The organism is Nocardia jiangxiensis NBRC 101359 (assembly GCF_000308615.1).
Taxonomy (GTDB): domain Bacteria; phylum Actinomycetota; class Actinomycetes; order Mycobacteriales; family Mycobacteriaceae; genus Nocardia; species Nocardia jiangxiensis.
In genome coordinates, this window is the sequence record NZ_BAGB01000041.1 from 367,181 (window position 1) to 382,488 (window position 15,308).

Sequence of the window (15,308 nt, forward strand, 5' to 3'; positions counted from 1 at the left end):
AAACAGCAGCGTGAACGGAATGCCCAGCAGCAGGTATGCGTCCGTGCCGAGATGGAGTGCGAACCCGAGCGCGATGTTCGCGGCGACCACAGCGCCGACCACCGCGAATCGCCCGATGCGGACCGGCACCGTCGGGCCTGCCCTGTCCTCGGATGCTGCTGTGTCACGAAATTCCGTGCTGGACAATGGTGTTCATCCCCCAGTGTGCAGATCTACCGATCAAGCATGCGTCATCGGCTCGAGCCCCACAAGCCGGTCCGGACGCAACCACTCCCACGGACTGCGCGCCGGATCACGGTCCGCACTGCTGCGACCGCATCGCAGCGGGTGACTGCGGCGCGGCTCCCTCGTCGACGCCGAGTGCGCCCGCGACGGCTCGGGTGAGGTGGTCGACGATCTCGGCGCCGCTCCAGCGCCGGTGCTCGGCCAGGTCGTAGACGACGCGTTCGTCGAAGATGGTGATCCACAGCAGGACCGCGTAGGTGATGTCGAGATCGGGCGCCAGGCCGTCGCGGACCAGCGCCTCGAGCACTTCGGCGAGAATGTCGTGCAGGCCGGTGATCGCCTCGTCGCCGCCGGCGAGCCGCTCGATGAATCCGCTGCTGCTGCGAATGTAACGCACCGCCGAACCCCACTGCATCGACTGCTCCACCCAGGTACCGCAGAATCGGTGGAACCGGTCGAGCGAATCGTGCTGTGTCCGGGGCTCCGAAACCGCGGCGTCGATCAGCGAGAACGCCTCCAGCAGTTGCGTGATCGCTCGGCGGTGGAACGCGGCCATGGCGTCCTGTGGCGTGGGGAAGTGCCGGTACGCCGTGGCCACACCGACTCCCGCCACGGCGGCGAGTTCGGGGATCGAGAACCCGACTCGACCGGCCCGCAGCAAAGTGTGGACGCCGTCGACCAGCAGCACTCGGCTGCGCTGGGCATCGCTGCGGGTGTTCACGGGCACGATTCCATCCTGCACAAGCGCGTCTGCCGGCGTGCCGGGTGGGTCGAAAACGGTGGGTGCGACATCGGGGCGCTGCTCGATTCCTCGTTCGAGTAGAGAAGTTCTTCTCAGTTATCTATCATCTCAATCGAGAAGATCTGCTCATTTAGGGGGCGAGATGCGGGTAGCGGCACCGGGCGCGCTGTTGGTGCTGATCATGGCGCAGCCGAACATGGCGACCGGCATGATGCCGTACTACCGGCACGCCTGGGCACTGGCCCCGCTGCTCATCACGGTGATCTTCGCCGCGTATCTGTTCGCGCTCACCCCGACGCTGGCAGTGCTCGGAACGCCGCCCGCACGCACGGGGTGGTGGTGGCGGATCGGGCTCGGCAGCGCCTTCGGCATCGGCGCGGATGTGGCCATGGCGCTGGCACATTCGGCCTGGCCCGCCTGTCTGGCGCGGATCTGCGCGGGCCTGTCGGTGGGCCTGGTGACCGGCTCGCTGGCCGGACTGATCCTCGAACGCCGGGGCGAGCGCGGGCGCACGGCCATGGCTACCGCCACCGTATTCGGTTCCGCGCTGGGCACATTCGCCGCCGCCGCGCTGGCGCAGTATCTGCCCGCACCGGGAGTCACCGTCTATCTGGTGCACGCGGTCACGCTCGGGTTGGTGGCGCTGATCGTGCTGTCGGACCGCGGCGTGCGCGTCACGGCCGCCGCACGTGGCGCCGCACCCGTGCCCGGCGCGGATGAACCGCCGATCGCCGGATACCTCACCGGAATCGCCGCGTGGGTCTCCGCCGGTCTGGTCGTCGCCCTGCTGCCCAGCTACGGCGCGGAGCTGCTGGGCACCCGGAACCTGACCCTGCTCGCACTCCCGGTCACGCTGTATCTGATCTGTGCCTGGCTCGCCCAGCGCGCGCTGCCGCCTCGCGTTCTGCCCGCCGAACCCGTTGCCGCGCAACTGATCATCATCGCCGGGGTCGCGATCGCCGCGGCGGTCTCCTGGGCTCCGAGCCTGCCCCTGCTGCTGTGCGGAGGCGCGATCGCCGGATGCGGTCAGGGCATCGCCTATCGCACCGGGCTGCGCATCGTCAGCGCCGCCGCGACGCCGGATCGGCACGCCCGGATCGCCTCACGCTTCGCCGCCGTGGCCTACCTGTGCGCGGCGGTCGGCACCGTCGCCCTGGGCGTCGTGGCCACCGTCTGGTCGATGGGCGACGCGGTTCTGGCCGCGGCGGTCGTACTCGCCGCAATTGCCTTGGCCACCTACATGATCCGCCGCCGCGCAGTGCTGCGCACCGTGCGGCCCACTCCCGTTACACAGACCTCGACAACCGCATAACCAACCCGCACCGCATTCTCCGTCTTCTTCCCCGAGCACCGACTGCTCTCGCGAAATTTACCGGAAATATCACTGCGGCACGACGCACGGAATTGCCACCGTGCGCATTCTGCATGCCCTGATACCTTGCACTGCAACACATTTGCCGAAACACCCGAAACGGGTTCGTTACCTGCGTTCACCGGGACACAAAATTCGATTGCTTCACTGGAATACACGAAAGCCAAATACATTCCCAGCGAATGGATTCCGATCATGGCAGCACCCACCCGGACCCCGTCGATCGCCCGCCGGACGAACGCATTCCGCGTCCGCACCACAGAGGCATCGATCGCCACCACCGAAAACACCGGCGGCACACTCAAACGCAGCCTCGGCCGCACGGATCTGATCGCGATGGGGGTCGGCACCATCATCGGCGCGGGCATCTTCGTCACCACGGGCATCGCGGCGGCCACCAAGGCGGGCCCCTCGATCATCCTGTCGTTCGTGCTGGCCGGAGCGATCTGCGTACTGGTCGCGCTGTGCTACAGCGAACTTGCCTCGATGACGCCGGTGTCCGGCAGCGCGTACACCTACACCTATTCGACGATGGGTGAGGTCCCGGCATTCCTGGTGGGCTGGAATCTACTGCTCGAATACGCCGTGGCCGCAGCCGCGGTCGCGATCGGATGGTCGGGGCTTTTCAGCGCGACGCTCCAATCATTGTTCGGCATAACGCTTCCCAAGGCGATATCGAGCGGGCCCAGCGACGGCGGCGTGGTCAATCTTCCGGCCGTGATAATCGTCGGCGTCATCGTCGCCGTACTCGTATTCGAGGTGAAAATCGCGGCGGCCGTGGTGAAAGCCCTCGTCGCACTCACCATCGCCGTGCTCGCACTCGTCGTCGCGATCGGTGCGCCGCATGTGCATCCGGGTAATTGGGAACCGTTCGTGCCGTTCGGCGTGAACGGTATCGCCGCCGGGGCCGCGCTGGCATTCTTCGCCTATCTGGGATTCGATGTCGTGGCCACCTCGGCGGAGGAAACCCGCAATCCGCGCCGGGATCTGCCCTGGGGAATCATCGGGTCGGTCGTGATCGCCACCATCCTGTACGTCGCGGTGAGTGCCATATTGACCGGTGTCGCACCGTATTCCACCCTGAACAACGCCGCCCCGGTGGCGACGGCGCTGGCCGCGATCGGCGCGGGATGGATCGGCAAGGTCATTCTGGTGGCGTCGGTGATAGCGCTCACCAAGGGCCTGCTGATGGTGTTCTACGGTCAGACCCGGCTGGTATTCGCCATGGCCCGCGACGGTCTGGTGCCCAAGGCACTGTGCCGCACCGGTTCTCGCGGCGTGCCGGTGCGGTTGAGCCTGGTGCTGGGTGCGGTGATCGCGGTGGTGGCCGGGCTGCTGCCGATCGACACCGTGGCCGAACTGGTCAATATCGGCGCCCTGTTCGCGTTCGTCATCGTGGCCCTGGGCGTGCTGATCCTGCGCCGCACCGATCCTGGCCGCGCCCGCCCCTTCCGGACGCCGCTGATGCCGATCGTGCCGCTGCTCGCCATCGCCGGATGTGCCTGGCTGGCAACCACGTTCGCACCGCTGACCTGGCTGCGATTCGTGATCTGGAGCGCCGTCGGCGTTGTGCTCTACCTGACCTACGGGCGCAGACATTCGGTCGTCGGCGGTGGCCGCGCACCCGAGTCCGCCACCGACGAAGCCACCGTGACCGGAGGTGCCGCATGACCGCCCAACTCGACAGCTTCTACCCCACCCGCGTCGACTTCGGCACCCTGGCGGAGATCCACCGCGCCGCAGCCGCGGCCCTGCCCCCGGACGTGTTCGATTTCGTCGAAGGCGGTGCGGGCAAGGAGATCACGTTGCGCGCCAACGTGGCCGCCTTCGACCGCTGGCGCATCCTGCCCGAACCGATGAGCGGCGTCGGCACACCCTCGACCCGCACCGAACTGCTCGGCATCGAACTCGACACACCGATCCTGACCGCGCCGTTCGGCGGCGACGCCCTCTTCCATCCCGACGGCCACCTAGCGGTCGCCCGAGCCGCACAGCAGCACGGCGCACTGTCGATCGTGCCCGAGGCGGGCAGCTTCTCCTACCAGCAGGTACATGCGGCCGCACCGCGTGCCGCGCGCATCGCCCAGCTGCACCCGTTCGGTCACGCCCCCGCCGAGGCGGATCGCCTGGCGCACGCCGGATTCGAGGCCCTGTGCATCACCGTGGACTGCCCGGTCGGCGGATTCCGCACCCGGAACATGGGCAATCGCTTCGATCCGGATCAGCGCCTGTTCGCGGGCAACCTCACCGGGGAGAACGGCGCGCCCGGCGTCGCGGAGGTGTTCGGGCAGCTGCTCAAACAGGGCGGCGCGGTGTGGAATTGGGATCAGCTCGCGGAGGCGGCGGCGGGTTTCGGGCTGCCGTGGATCGCGAAGGGCATTCTGACGCCGGCCGCGGCCGAACGTGCCCTCACCGTCGGTGCCTCGGCGCTGGTGGTCTCCAATCACGGTGGCCGCCAACTCGATCCGGCTCCGGCCAGTCTCGAGATGCTGCCGGGCATCCGTGCGGCGGTCGGGCCGGATCTGCCGATTCTGCTGGACAGCGGCGTGCGCACCGGCAGCGACATCTATCTGGCCCTCGCGCTCGGGGCCGACGCCGTCATCATCGGCCGGGCCGCCATCTACGGGCTGGCCGCCGCCGGGGAGGCCGGGGTCGATCGAGTGCTCGCGCTGCTGAACGAGGAACTGCGCACGCTCATGATCCTGTCCGGCGCAGCCACTCTCGGCGATATCGATCGCACCCGGATCGTGCGGGCCCCGGCATGAGGGGCCGGGGCCGCACCGACCTGCGCACACCACCGGTCCGTGGAAGGAGAACAGTCTCGTGAACGCCCCCTTTCCCGCGGCCCGCATCGGCGGTGGCCTGATCTTCACCTCGGGTCTGGCCGCGATCGACACCGCCACGATGACGCCGTCCGCCGACACCTTCGACGGGCAGGCGACCAACGTGCTCGACCAGCTCGACGCCGCACTCGACGCGGCGGGCAGCAGCCGCGCGCAGGTCCTGAAACTGGACTGCTATCTGTCCGACCGGCGATGGTTCGCGTCCTGGAACGCGGCCTTCGCCAAGTATTTCGAGTCAGCCGCACCGGCGCGGACCACTACCGTCACCACCCTGCCCATCGAGGGGCTGTTCATCGAAATCCAGGCGATCGCGGTCGCCGAATCCTGAGGGAGATCCATCATGACCGCCGCAACTCCACTCGTGCATACCCGTTCCGCCGTAGGCGATTTCACCATCCGCGACGTCATCGAGGGCCAGACGGCCGGGCAGCTCATCGTGGCCGCCGACGACTGGGGCTGGTGGGTAACGCTCCTGGGCGGCAACACCATCGCACCCACCACCGGCATCCAGCAGGCGGTGGCCGTCGGGCTGGTGCGCGCCGGATTCCTGATGCGGCGCAACCACCGCTACCACCTCACCCACACCGGTCACGACGTCGGCAAGAATCGCGGTTTCGTCCGGTGCGCGGTACGCGGTTGGGAACCCACGTTCCGCAGACTGTCCGATGCCGCGCTCGACGAATTCATCCCCGCCGCAACCGAACCCGGCGAGGTCGCGCGCGCCTGCACCGATATCGCCCGCCGACGCCCGGAGATCTTCGCCGGCATCGGCGCGGCCATCGCCGCCGACGAAACCCCGGGCTGCACCATCGATCTCGGCTGCGCCGACGCCGGACGCGTACAAGCCCTGGCCGCGATCGCACCGCGCGAGCGATTCCTGGGCGTGGACATCGAGGCCGAGGTGATCGACGAGGCCACCGCGGTCCTGGCCGGACTCGATCTCACCGATCGAGTCACCCTGCTGGCCGGTTCGGTACAGCCCGAGGCCGAACCTCCGGCCTGGCTCGCACACGTCGACCGCGACAGCGTCACCACCGCCATGTCGTTCTTCCTGCTGCATCAGCTCGCCAGCGACGGCGAGGGCATCGCGGCGGTGCTGCGCGGTTGGATGGAATGGTTCCCGAACGTGCGCCGCTTGGTCATCGGCGACGGTTATCTCCTCGAGGCCGAACAGTGGACCCAGCAACCCTGGTTCTCGCCCACCTACGAGATCTACCACACGATCACCGGGGTGCGACTGTGGACGCAACAGGAGTACGAGGCCGCGTTCGCCGAACTCGGCTGGTCGGTGACCCGGCGCATGGAGGACCACACCATGCTGGTCACCACCGTCCTCGAACGCGGATGACAACCTCGTTCGACGGGCCGCCGATTCCGATCGACACCCGCGCGGCGGTGCTCGATCAGTTCGTCGCCGACGAGACCGGCCGCAGCGGCAGCCGCCCGCGCGGGGTCGCCTACGCGACCGGTCTCGACGACGTGCTCGCCGTGGTGGCCTGGGCGCGCGACTCGCGCACCCCGCTCATCGCCCGCGGCGCGGGCACCAGCCTGGAAGGGCATCTGCTCGCCCGCGGGGACGAGCTGGTCCTGGATCTGTCTCGAGCGGATTCGATCCTGGACATCTCGCCCGCGGACTTCACCGCCACCGTGCAGCCGGGGGTGACCCGCACCCGGCTCAACGCGGCGGCAGCCGAATTCGGCCTGCAGTTCACTGTGGACCCGGGCGCGGATGCCACCCTCGGCGGGATGGCCGCCACCAATGCCAGCGGCACCACCAGTGTGCGGTACGGTGGCATGCGGGCCAATGTCGTTGCACTGCAGGCGGTTTTCGCCGACGGCCGGGTCATGCGGCTGGGTCGGGCGGTGCGGAAGTCCTCCAGTGGTTACGACCTGAAGAGTCTGCTGATCGGATCGGCGGGGACGCTGGCGATCATCACCGAACTGACCGTGCGACTGCACCCGATTCCCGAATGTCTTGCATCGGTGCGGATCTCGTTTCCGAACGTGGCCGCCGCGGTGGACGCCGCGGTCGAGATGCTGGGACTCGCGCTGCCCGTCAGCAGACTCGAATTCGTCGATGCCGCGAGTATGGCCGCTGTCAACGACTTCCGCGGCACCCGCTATACCGAGATGCCGGCACTGTTCGTCGATCTCGAAACGGCCTCGGCCGCAGCGGCGAACGCGAACGAACGCGAGATCCATCGCATCGTCCGGGCGCACGGCGCAACTGCGGTCACCGTGGCCCGGACGCACACCGAACGACACGCACTCTGGGAGGACCGGCACACACTGTTCTTCGCACTCAAGGCCCGCAGCCCCGGGCACCGGTTCCTGGTGACCGATACCGCCGTGCCCTGTTCCCGCATCGCCGATGCGGTGGGCACCGCGACCCGGCTCGGCGACGAGCTGGGTCTGGACATCAGCGTGGCCGGGCACATCGGCGACGGCAACGTGCACGTCGTTGTGCCCTACACCGAAGCGAACCTCCCTGCCGCCCTGCGGTTCTCGGACGCCGTGGTGCGCCATGCACTCGCCGTCGGCGGCACCGCATCGGGCGAGCACGGCATCGGCCTGGCCAAGAAGAAATACCTCCGCGACGAGCACGGCGCCGCCGTGGAGGTCATGACCGGGCTCAAACACGCCCTGGACCCGCACGGACTGCTGAATCCGGGCAAGATCCTGGACGCGTGAACTCCCGTGTCGCCGTTGCTCAGCGCGGGCCCGGCACGGCGGGATCGGGGGCCGGAACGACGACCGCGGGGATGGGGCCGGTGGTGGGACGTCCGTTCTGGGCGTAGCCCAGCCAACCGGTGCCGACGAAGACGGCCAGCAACACTGCGGTCGGTAATTCCAGCAGCAGCCATCCCTGCGGACACCACGGCAGGGTCCGCGCCGCAGCACGCCCCGTCACACCGCGAGCCTGCCGCATCTGCGGCTCACCCATCGGCACCGACCACTCACCCGCAACTCGCCGTTGCACGCTCCGAAACCTCCATCATGTCGACCGGTCCGGGAATGATGCCCGAACGTCGCCGAATACTCAGAGTGCCCGCTCACACACACCGCCACACCAGTAATGGTCTGGGAATTCGGCGTGCCTATATATTTTGCCCTTATTTCGCTCCGATGTCGGATTTTCCGGCTCGGTGCACCAACCCCCAGACCGTCCGGTGCGGCGCACCGTCGTTCCTTCCGGTAACTGATCACTCGCTACGCTGTGATCACGTCGCGGCGGCAAGACCGATTCACCGGTGCGCCACCGCTCCCGGTGATCGGCTTCACGAACTCATGCTCAGGAGGTACGGTTCGATGCTGCATGCCCCCCGGATACCCTGCGCCGCACTGGTTCTCACACCAGCTGTGGCCGCGGCCGGCGTCACACTCCGACCCTGCGGCTCGATTCCCTCCTGGTTCCCGCCCTCGGCACGGCCGCGCCCACCGCGCTGAACACGGGCGTGCGAGTACTCGCATTCGCCCGCGGCCGAGTCCGAACGACGGAGAACCTTGCGCAGAAAATCGAGAGCCGCCATGTCATCCACCCCTGAAATGATCTTCGTCGCCGCCGCCGCATTCGGCGCGGCAGCCCTGGTCACCCTCACCGCGCTGTCCCCCGCCCGCGCCGACGCCGGGTATGGTCGGGCGTACCGGGCCCGATCGAGTTCGGTACCCACAGGTCGCGATCCCTACCTCGCCGGGAGAACATCGGGTGACTTCCACTGACCGCGGCCCGCTGCCACGCCGCACCCTGCTGCGCGGCGTCGGCGCCCTCACCGCCGCCGCCGCACTCACACATCCGGCTACGGCCACCGCCGACACCCTCGAATGGGCGGGCCTGCGAAAACCCTTGCGAGGAAAGCTGTTACTTCCCAGCGACGGCGAATACCGATCCGCCAAACAGCTTTTCGACCCGAAGTTCGACTCCGGCGCACCGGTCGCCGTCGTGGAGGCCACGGCGTCGAGCGATGTGACCGCGGCCGTGGCCTTCGCGCGCGAGCACCGCGTGCCGCTGGCGGCCCGCGCGGGCGGGCACTCGTACGTGGGCGCCTCGGCCACCACGGGCGCGCTGGTGGTGGATGTGCGCGGGCTCGACGACATCACACTGACCGGCGACCTGGTGACGGTCGGCGCGGGCGTGCGCATCCGCACGGTACTGGCCGAGCTGAACAAGTCCGGCAGGTCGCTGCCGATCGGCTCCTGCCCCACCGTCGGACTGGCCGGACTCACCCTCGGCGGCGGACTCGGCGTCGACTCCCGACGTTACGGATTGACCTGCGATGCACTGGAATCCGCCGATGTCGTGCTGCCCGGCGGAGGCACCGCGCACACCTCGGCGGAGAGCTGGCCCGGACTGTTCTGGGCGTTGCGCGGCGGCGTCGGCAGCGCCGGAATCCTCACCTCGCTCACCTTCCGCACCGTCCCGTCGCAAGCCCGCGACATCGTGCGGATCGGCTTCCCCGCCGACGCGGCGGTGCAGGCCCTGACCGGCTGGGCCCGCTGGCTGCCCACCGCCGACCGCTCGGTGTGGTCGAACGTCGAGATCGGCGCTACCGCAGGCACTGTCGAATGTTCCATGATGATGGTCACGCCCGCCGGACAGGGCGCGGCCGCGGCCGCGGGAGTGACCGCCGCGGTCGCCAGGACGCCGACGTCCACGACCCGCCGAACTCTCGACCATCTGGCGGCCGCCGACTCCATCGCGGGCGGATCGACCATCCCGCGCTCGACCAAGGTCGCCGGATCGGACGTGCTGCGCGAGCTGAACGCGGCGGTGGCGGGCACCATCGTCGATATCGTCACCGCCCGATCTCGCAGCGGCGCAGCCGGTTACGTACTCGTCGACCCACTCGATGGCGCGGTGCGCGACACCCGGGCGGATGCCACCGCATTCCCCTGGCGCGCACACGCCGCGACGCTGCAGTGGATCGTGGACGAACCCGACTCACCCGACGACGCACGCGCGTGGATCACCGCCGCGCACCGCGCGTTGGGCTCCGCCTCGGTCGGCGCGTACGCCAACTACGCCGAACCCGGTGTCACGGCGGATCGCTACTACGCGGGCAACCTGTCCCGCCTGCGCACCCTGGCCCGATCCGTCGACCCGAATCGCCTGCTGCGCACCGGAATCACGCTCTGAGACGAGTGCCCGGCGCGGAATCCGCCGCGCCGGGAGCCGAATCAGACCCGCTCGGCCGAGCGGGTGCGCACGCGCAGGGCGATGGGCTTCTGGGTCTCGGCGAAGAAGTCGTTGCCCTTGTCGTCCACGACGATGAAGGCCGGGAAGTTCTCCACCTCGATCTTCCAGACCGCTTCCATGCCGAGTTCCGGATACTCCAGCACCTCGACGGACTTGATGCAGTCCAGGGCCAGCCGCGCGGCCGGACCGCCGATGGAACCGAGGTAGAACCCGCCGTGCTCCTTGCACGCCTTGGTGACCTGCGCCGAACGATTTCCCTTGGCCAGCATGACGAACGAGCCGCCCGCGGCCTGGAACTGATCGACATACGAGTCCATCCGGCCGGCCGTGGTCGGGCCGAACGAACCCGAGGCGTACCCGTCGGGCGTCTTGGCCGGACCCGCGTAGTAGACGGCCATTTCGCGCAGGTACTGCGGCATCTCCTCGCCCGCGTCCAACCGCTCCTTGATCTTGGCGTGCGCGATGTCCCGCGCGACCACCAGCGGACCGGTCAGCGACAGGCGGGTCTTCACCGGGTATTTCGACAGTTCCTCGCGGATCTCCGACATCGGCCGGTTCAGATCGACCTGCACCACATCGCCGCCGAGGATGGCGTCGGTCTGCTCCGGAAGGTACTGCGCCGGTTCCCGTTCGAGCTGTTCGAGGAAGACGCCCTCGGGGGTGATCTTGGCCAGCGCCTGGCGGTCCGCCGAACATGACACCGCGATCGCCACCGGGCAGCTCGCGCCGTGCCGCGGCAGCCGGATGACGCGCACGTCGTGGCAGAAGTACTTACCGCCGAACTGCGCGCCGATGCCGAAGGACTGCGTGAGTTTGAACACCTCCTGCTCGAGCTCCACGTCCCGGAAGCCGTGCGCGGCCATGGATCCCGTGGTGGGCAGGGCGTCCAGATAGTGTGCCGAGGCGTATTTCGCGGTCTTGAGCGCGAATTCCGCACTGGTGCCGCCGATCACGACCGCCAGGTGATACGGCGGGCAGGCCGCGGTGCCCAGCGAGCGGATCTTCTCGTCCAGGAATTCCAGCATCCGGGTCGGATTCAGGATGGCCTTGGTCTCCTGGAACAGGAACGACTTGTTCGCCGAGCCGCCGCCCTTGGCCATGAACAGGAACTTGTACGCCGGATGAGCGGGATCGGCTGCGGTGGAATACAACTCGACCTGCGCGGGCAGGTTGGAACCGGTGTTCTTCTCGTCCCACATGGTGATCGGGGCGAGCTGCGAGTACCGCAGGTTCAGCTTGGTGTACGCGTCGAATACGCCGCGCGAGATCCACTCCGCGTCGTCCGCACCGGTCAGCACGCCCTCGGACTTCTTGCCCATCACGATCGCGGTGCCGGTGTCCTGGCACATCGGCAGAATGCCGCCCGCGGAGATGTTGACGTTCTTGAGCAGGTCCAGCGCGACGAACCGGTCGTTGCCGGAGGACTCCGGGTCATCGATGATCTTGCGCAGCTGAGACAGGTGCGCCGGGCGCAGGTAGTGGCTGATGTCGTGCATCGCCTCGGCGGTCAGCATCCGTAGGACATCCGGCTCGACCTGCAGGAACGTCCGTCCACCCGCCTCGAATGTGCTGACTCCCTCAGTGGTGAGCAGCCGGTAGGGGGTCTCGTCGGCGCCGGTCGGCAACAGGTCCGAGTAGAGGAAGTCAGGCGTGGTCACGAATCGCACTCCTTGTGGCTGGAATCGAGCACTTGGCACTGTATCCAGACACCGCCCGCCCATTCGATGTCAGGCAAGCCTAATCTTGCCCGGTACGGAACACAGGTTGCACCTTCAACACGCTCGGTGTACCTGTCATTGAAGTGGGGACGACCAAGGTGGAAGGCAACACATGACCAGTCCAAGCTCGACCCGTCACGGACGCGGCACGAAATCGTGACCGAACGCCGTTGGCTCGACGATCTCGAGTCCCGGGCCTGGCTCGGCTTCGTGTTCACCCGCGACCTCATCGCAGCGGCCGTCGGTCGCGATTCGCTGCGGGCCTCGAACCTGACCTACGTGGAGTACACGGTGCTGGCCCGACTGGCCGACGCCCCCGACCATCGGCGCAGTTTCGCCGAACTCGCCGCGGTCCTGGAATGGTCGCAGAGTCGCCTCTCGCACCAGATCACGCGAATGGAGAAGCGTGGACTCGTTGCGCGCGAATCGATTCCGGACGATGCTCGGCGCACCGCCGCCGTGCTGACCGGCAAAGGTTCGGATGTGCTCACCACCGCCGAACCCGCCTACGTCGACAGCGTCCGCCGGCACATGATCGACGTATTGGACCGTGATCAGCTCACCGCGCTCGCCGATATCTACGACACACTGCTGACCCATCACCGCCGCCCCGCCCAGACCGCGACAGCCACCCTCGACAAGCACTCCGACCAGCTGTCCGAGCGCCGGGATGAGTCGCGTCTGCTCGACCGCGACGACCGCGCCGGATGAGGTTCTCGCACGTCCTCGATGTTTGTTTTGGCAAGCAGCGGGTATCGGGTAAGACTAGGCTCGACAGGGCATGCGAGAGCAGCCGTGTGCGCGAGCCAGACGAAGCAACCGACCTACCCTTAACGAAAGGGGCAGGAGTATTCATGTCCGACGTGTCCATCGGCCTGTCGCCGGATTCGCTGCCGACTGGTCCGGCCAACGATCTGCTCCCCCAACTGGTCGAGCACCTGCGGCAGAATCGCACCGACCTGCGAGAGGAATGGGCCCGTCGCATCGGCGTCGCCGCACTGCTCACAGCCATGACGCCCGAGGAGGTCTTCTCCGAGGCCACCTCGATCTACGACAACTACGTCGAAGCGCTGCAGACCGGTAGCGTCGAAGCGCTGCAGGCATACGCGCGGGACCTGTCCGAACGCATCATCCCCCGGGGCGTCGACACCGAAGAGGTCATCGGCATCGTGCTGCTGCTGCGAGATGTGCTCTCGCGCAGCTTGTTCGAGAAGTACCAATCGGACTTCGATCTGCTCAAGCGGGTACTGGACGCCTACGAACCGGCCGCCAACCGCATCGCCAGCACCGTGGCCATCTCCTTCGTGCAGGAGCGCGAGCGCGTCATCCGCCAGCAGCAGGAGGCCATCCGCGAGCTGTCCACGCCGGTTCTGCAGGTCCGCGAACAACTGCTGATTCTGCCGATCATCGGCGTGCTGGACAGCCAGCGTGCCCGCCAGCTCACCGAGCAGCTGCTACGCGCCATCCGCGCCAACCGCGCCAAGGTGGTCGTCATCGACATCACCGGTGTGCCGATGATCGATTCCACGGTCGCCAACCACCTGGTGCAGACGGTCGACGCCTCCGGGCTGATGGGCGCGAACGTCATCCTCACCGGTTTGTCCTCGGAGATCGCGCTGGCCCTGGTCACCATCGGCCTGGACCTGACCAAGATGAACGCGGTCGGCGATCTGCAGGGTGGGATCGAGACGGCCGAGCGGTTGCTCGGATACGAGATCTCCCGCCTGACCGATCGCGACGGACGGTAACCCGAGGCGGGAAGATGCCGGTACCCATTCTGAAACAGGGCACCTACTTGATCGCGTCCGTGCAATCTGCCCTCACGGACGCCGACACGGAGCGCCTGCAGGACGATCTGATGACCTACGTCAGCAGATATCGTGCCCAGGGCATCATCGTCGACGTCACCGCGATCGATGTGATGGATTCCTTCGCAGCGCGCTCGCTGCGTACGATCGCCCATATGACCAAGCTGCGGGGTGCGGAGACGGTCATCGTCGGATTGCAGCCCGAGGTCGCGTTCGCGATGGTCCAGCTGGGTCTCACCTTCGAGGACATGCACACCGCGCTGGACCTCGAAGAGGGCTTGTCCTGGTTGAACAGACAGCTGCACACCCGCAACCAACGAGATGGTCGTGATCGTGGTCGGTGACAGTGTGGTGATCGCGGTCAAGATGTCGAGCGACATCGTCACCGCACGTCAGGCCGGGCGGGAACTGGCAGCGAAGCTGGGCTTCTCCCTGACCGACATCACCATGATCTCCACGGCAATCTCGGAGATCGCACGCAATATCACCAGCTACGCCGGTACCGGTGAGGTCCGCGTGGCTGTGGAGGATCGAGACGGACGTGCGGCCCTGGTTGTCCAGGCACAGGACCAGGGTCCGGGCATCCTGGACATCCCGCGCGCGCTCGAGGACGGCTACTCCACCGGACGTGGCCTGGGCCTGGGGCTTCCGGGTGCGCGCCGGCTGATGGATCAGCTGATCATCGACTCGGGCCCCGGCCAGGGAACGCTGGTCGAGATGTGGAAGTGGGTGCCTCCCCGTGCGTGACGACGGGTTGATCGGCACCATCGAATGGGCCGCGGCCGGGCGTGCGCTTCCTGGTCAACGCGTGTCCGGGGACCGTGCGGTGGTCCTGGACGCGGGCGGGGATTCGGTGCTCTTCGCGGTGCTCGACGGACTCGGCCACGGGGCCGCCGCCGCCGACGCCGCCGATCGCGCGGCCCAGGTGCTTTCGGACAACCGGGCCGAACCGCTCGACGTACTGGCCCTGCTGTGCCATCGCGCCTTGGCCGAAACCCGCGGCGCCGCACTGACTCTCGCGTTGTTCGACTCCGGTGACCGGGTGCACTGGCTCGGCGTCGGCAATGTCGAATCCCGGATCGTCGCCGCAGCCCCCGGCACCCTCGCGGTCCGCGCGACCGCGCTGCTCGCCGCGGGCATCGTCGGCTACCGGCTGCCGCCGAATCTGCAGACGCAGACGGTTCCGGTGCGCGCCGGGGATCTGCTGCTGATGGCCACCGACGGCATCGTCAGCGATTTCGCCGACACCGTGGACCTGTCCCGGCCGACCTCCGAGATCACCGCCGACATCCTCGCCGGCCATTCCAAGGACACCGACGACGCGCTGGTGCTGGCCGCGCGTAATCGTGGGCATACGGGTCCGGTGCAATGAACCGGCGCACCCCCCGCCTGCACGTCGTACCGGA

General features: G+C 67.8%; 16 protein-coding genes. 13 read left to right on the forward strand and 3 right to left on the reverse strand.

What is annotated here, in order from left to right:
- Nucleotides 1–292 precede the first annotated feature (292 nt).
- Complete coding sequence (locus tag ON40_RS15750; protein ID WP_157186305.1) at nucleotides 293–952, reverse strand: TetR/AcrR family transcriptional regulator; 660 nt, start codon at nucleotides 950–952, stop codon at nucleotides 293–295.
- Between the two features lie 157 nt (nucleotides 953–1,109).
- On the opposite strand from ON40_RS15750, the gene ON40_RS15755 reads away from it, so the two are divergent.
- The 6 genes from ON40_RS15755 (at nucleotide 1,110) to ON40_RS15780 (ending at nucleotide 7,873) form a co-directional block, all read left to right on the forward strand.
- Nucleotides 1,110–2,279 carry an MFS transporter gene (locus ON40_RS15755; protein ID WP_040823136.1) on the forward strand — a complete coding sequence of 390 codons (1,170 nt, stop codon included), beginning with the start codon at nucleotides 1,110–1,112 and terminating at the stop codon, nucleotides 2,277–2,279.
- Nucleotides 2,280–2,534: 255 nt separating this feature from the next.
- Nucleotides 2,535–4,010, forward strand: coding sequence for an amino acid permease (locus ON40_RS15760; RefSeq protein ID WP_051193148.1), 1,476 nt, complete (start codon nucleotides 2,535–2,537; stop codon nucleotides 4,008–4,010).
- Nucleotides 4,007–5,104, forward strand: a complete 1,098-nt coding sequence (locus ON40_RS15765) for an alpha-hydroxy acid oxidase (RefSeq protein WP_040823138.1) — start codon at nucleotides 4,007–4,009, stop codon at nucleotides 5,102–5,104. The genes ON40_RS15760 and ON40_RS15765 overlap by 4 nt, the downstream gene beginning before the upstream one ends.
- Nucleotides 5,105–5,162: 58 nt before the next feature.
- Nucleotides 5,163–5,510, forward strand: a complete 348-nt coding sequence (locus tag ON40_RS15770) for a RidA family protein (RefSeq protein WP_040823142.1) — start codon at nucleotides 5,163–5,165, stop codon at nucleotides 5,508–5,510.
- Nucleotides 5,511–5,522: 12 nt separating this feature from the next.
- Nucleotides 5,523–6,530, forward strand: a complete 1,008-nt coding sequence (locus tag ON40_RS15775; RefSeq protein ID WP_040823144.1) for a class I SAM-dependent methyltransferase — start codon at nucleotides 5,523–5,525, stop codon at nucleotides 6,528–6,530.
- Nucleotides 6,527–7,873: an FAD-binding oxidoreductase gene (locus ON40_RS15780; protein ID WP_040823147.1), complete on the forward strand. Its 1,347-nt coding sequence runs from the start codon at nucleotides 6,527–6,529 to the stop codon at nucleotides 7,871–7,873. The genes ON40_RS15775 and ON40_RS15780 overlap by 4 nt, the downstream gene beginning before the upstream one ends.
- A gap of 19 nt (nucleotides 7,874–7,892) precedes the next feature.
- Here ON40_RS15780 and ON40_RS15785 read toward each other — a convergent pair whose 3' ends face one another.
- A complete protein-coding gene (locus ON40_RS15785) occupies nucleotides 7,893–8,162 on the reverse strand; it encodes a hypothetical protein (protein ID WP_157186306.1) in 270 nt (89 codons plus the stop codon).
- Between the two features lie 548 nt (nucleotides 8,163–8,710).
- Between ON40_RS15785 and ON40_RS51860 the strand changes: the two genes are divergently transcribed.
- Nucleotides 8,711–8,902 (forward strand): hypothetical protein, encoded by a 192-nt coding sequence (locus ON40_RS51860; RefSeq protein ID WP_157186307.1) that lies wholly within the window; start codon nucleotides 8,711–8,713, stop codon nucleotides 8,900–8,902.
- A complete protein-coding gene (locus tag ON40_RS15795; RefSeq protein ID WP_051193149.1) occupies nucleotides 8,889–10,316 on the forward strand; it encodes an FAD-binding oxidoreductase in 1,428 nt (475 codons plus the stop codon). Before ON40_RS51860 ends, ON40_RS15795 begins: the two co-directional genes overlap by 14 nt.
- Nucleotides 10,317–10,357: 41 nt before the next feature.
- On the opposite strand, the gene ON40_RS15800 is transcribed toward ON40_RS15795, so the two are convergent.
- Nucleotides 10,358–12,034: a fumarate hydratase gene (locus ON40_RS15800; RefSeq protein ID WP_040824216.1), complete on the reverse strand. Its 1,677-nt coding sequence runs from the start codon at nucleotides 12,032–12,034 to the stop codon at nucleotides 10,358–10,360.
- A gap of 216 nt (nucleotides 12,035–12,250) precedes the next feature.
- Here ON40_RS15800 and ON40_RS15805 point away from each other — a divergent pair, with 216 nt between their 5' ends.
- The 5 genes from ON40_RS15805 to ON40_RS15825 all read left to right on the forward strand — a co-directional run bounded on the left by ON40_RS15805 (nucleotide 12,251) and on the right by ON40_RS15825 (nucleotide 15,274).
- Nucleotides 12,251–12,805, forward strand: coding sequence for a MarR family winged helix-turn-helix transcriptional regulator (locus ON40_RS15805; RefSeq protein WP_083895663.1), 555 nt, complete (start codon nucleotides 12,251–12,253; stop codon nucleotides 12,803–12,805).
- A 143-nt stretch (nucleotides 12,806–12,948) separates the two neighbouring features.
- Nucleotides 12,949–13,842, forward strand: coding sequence for an STAS domain-containing protein (locus ON40_RS15810; RefSeq protein WP_040823156.1), 894 nt, complete (start codon nucleotides 12,949–12,951; stop codon nucleotides 13,840–13,842).
- A 14-nt stretch (nucleotides 13,843–13,856) separates the two neighbouring features.
- Nucleotides 13,857–14,246, forward strand: a complete 390-nt coding sequence (locus ON40_RS15815; protein ID WP_040823159.1) for an STAS domain-containing protein — start codon at nucleotides 13,857–13,859, stop codon at nucleotides 14,244–14,246.
- Entirely contained in the window at nucleotides 14,224–14,649 is a 426-nt protein-coding gene (locus tag ON40_RS15820) for an anti-sigma regulatory factor (RefSeq protein WP_051193150.1), read from the forward strand. Before ON40_RS15815 ends, ON40_RS15820 begins: the two co-directional genes overlap by 23 nt.
- The gene (locus ON40_RS15825; protein WP_040823162.1) at nucleotides 14,642–15,274 is read left to right on the forward strand and encodes a SpoIIE family protein phosphatase; all 633 of its coding nucleotides are present in this window, start codon (nucleotides 14,642–14,644) and stop codon (nucleotides 15,272–15,274) included. Before ON40_RS15820 ends, ON40_RS15825 begins: the two co-directional genes overlap by 8 nt.
- Nucleotides 15,275–15,308 lie beyond the last annotated feature (34 nt).

Excerpts from the sequence above, each read along its gene's own strand:
- ON40_RS15760 (WP_051193148.1), top strand. The coding sequence starts at position 2,535 with ATGGCAGCACCCACCCGGACCCCGTCGATCGCCCGCCGGACGAACGCA.
- ON40_RS15815 (WP_040823159.1), top strand. The coding sequence starts at position 13,857 with ATGCCGGTACCCATTCTGAAACAGGGCACCTACTTGATCGCGTCCGTG.
- ON40_RS15780 (WP_040823147.1), top strand. The coding sequence starts at position 6,527 with ATGACAACCTCGTTCGACGGGCCGCCGATTCCGATCGACACCCGCGCG.
- ON40_RS15820 (WP_051193150.1), top strand. The coding sequence starts at position 14,224 with ATGGTCGTGATCGTGGTCGGTGACAGTGTGGTGATCGCGGTCAAGATG.
- ON40_RS15775 (WP_040823144.1), top strand. The coding sequence starts at position 5,523 with ATGACCGCCGCAACTCCACTCGTGCATACCCGTTCCGCCGTAGGCGAT.
- ON40_RS15755 (WP_040823136.1), top strand. The coding sequence starts at position 1,110 with ATGCGGGTAGCGGCACCGGGCGCGCTGTTGGTGCTGATCATGGCGCAG.
- ON40_RS15765 (WP_040823138.1), top strand. The coding sequence starts at position 4,007 with ATGACCGCCCAACTCGACAGCTTCTACCCCACCCGCGTCGACTTCGGC.
- ON40_RS15810 (WP_040823156.1), top strand. The coding sequence starts at position 12,949 with ATGTCCGACGTGTCCATCGGCCTGTCGCCGGATTCGCTGCCGACTGGT.
- ON40_RS51860 (WP_157186307.1), top strand. The coding sequence starts at position 8,711 with ATGTCATCCACCCCTGAAATGATCTTCGTCGCCGCCGCCGCATTCGGC.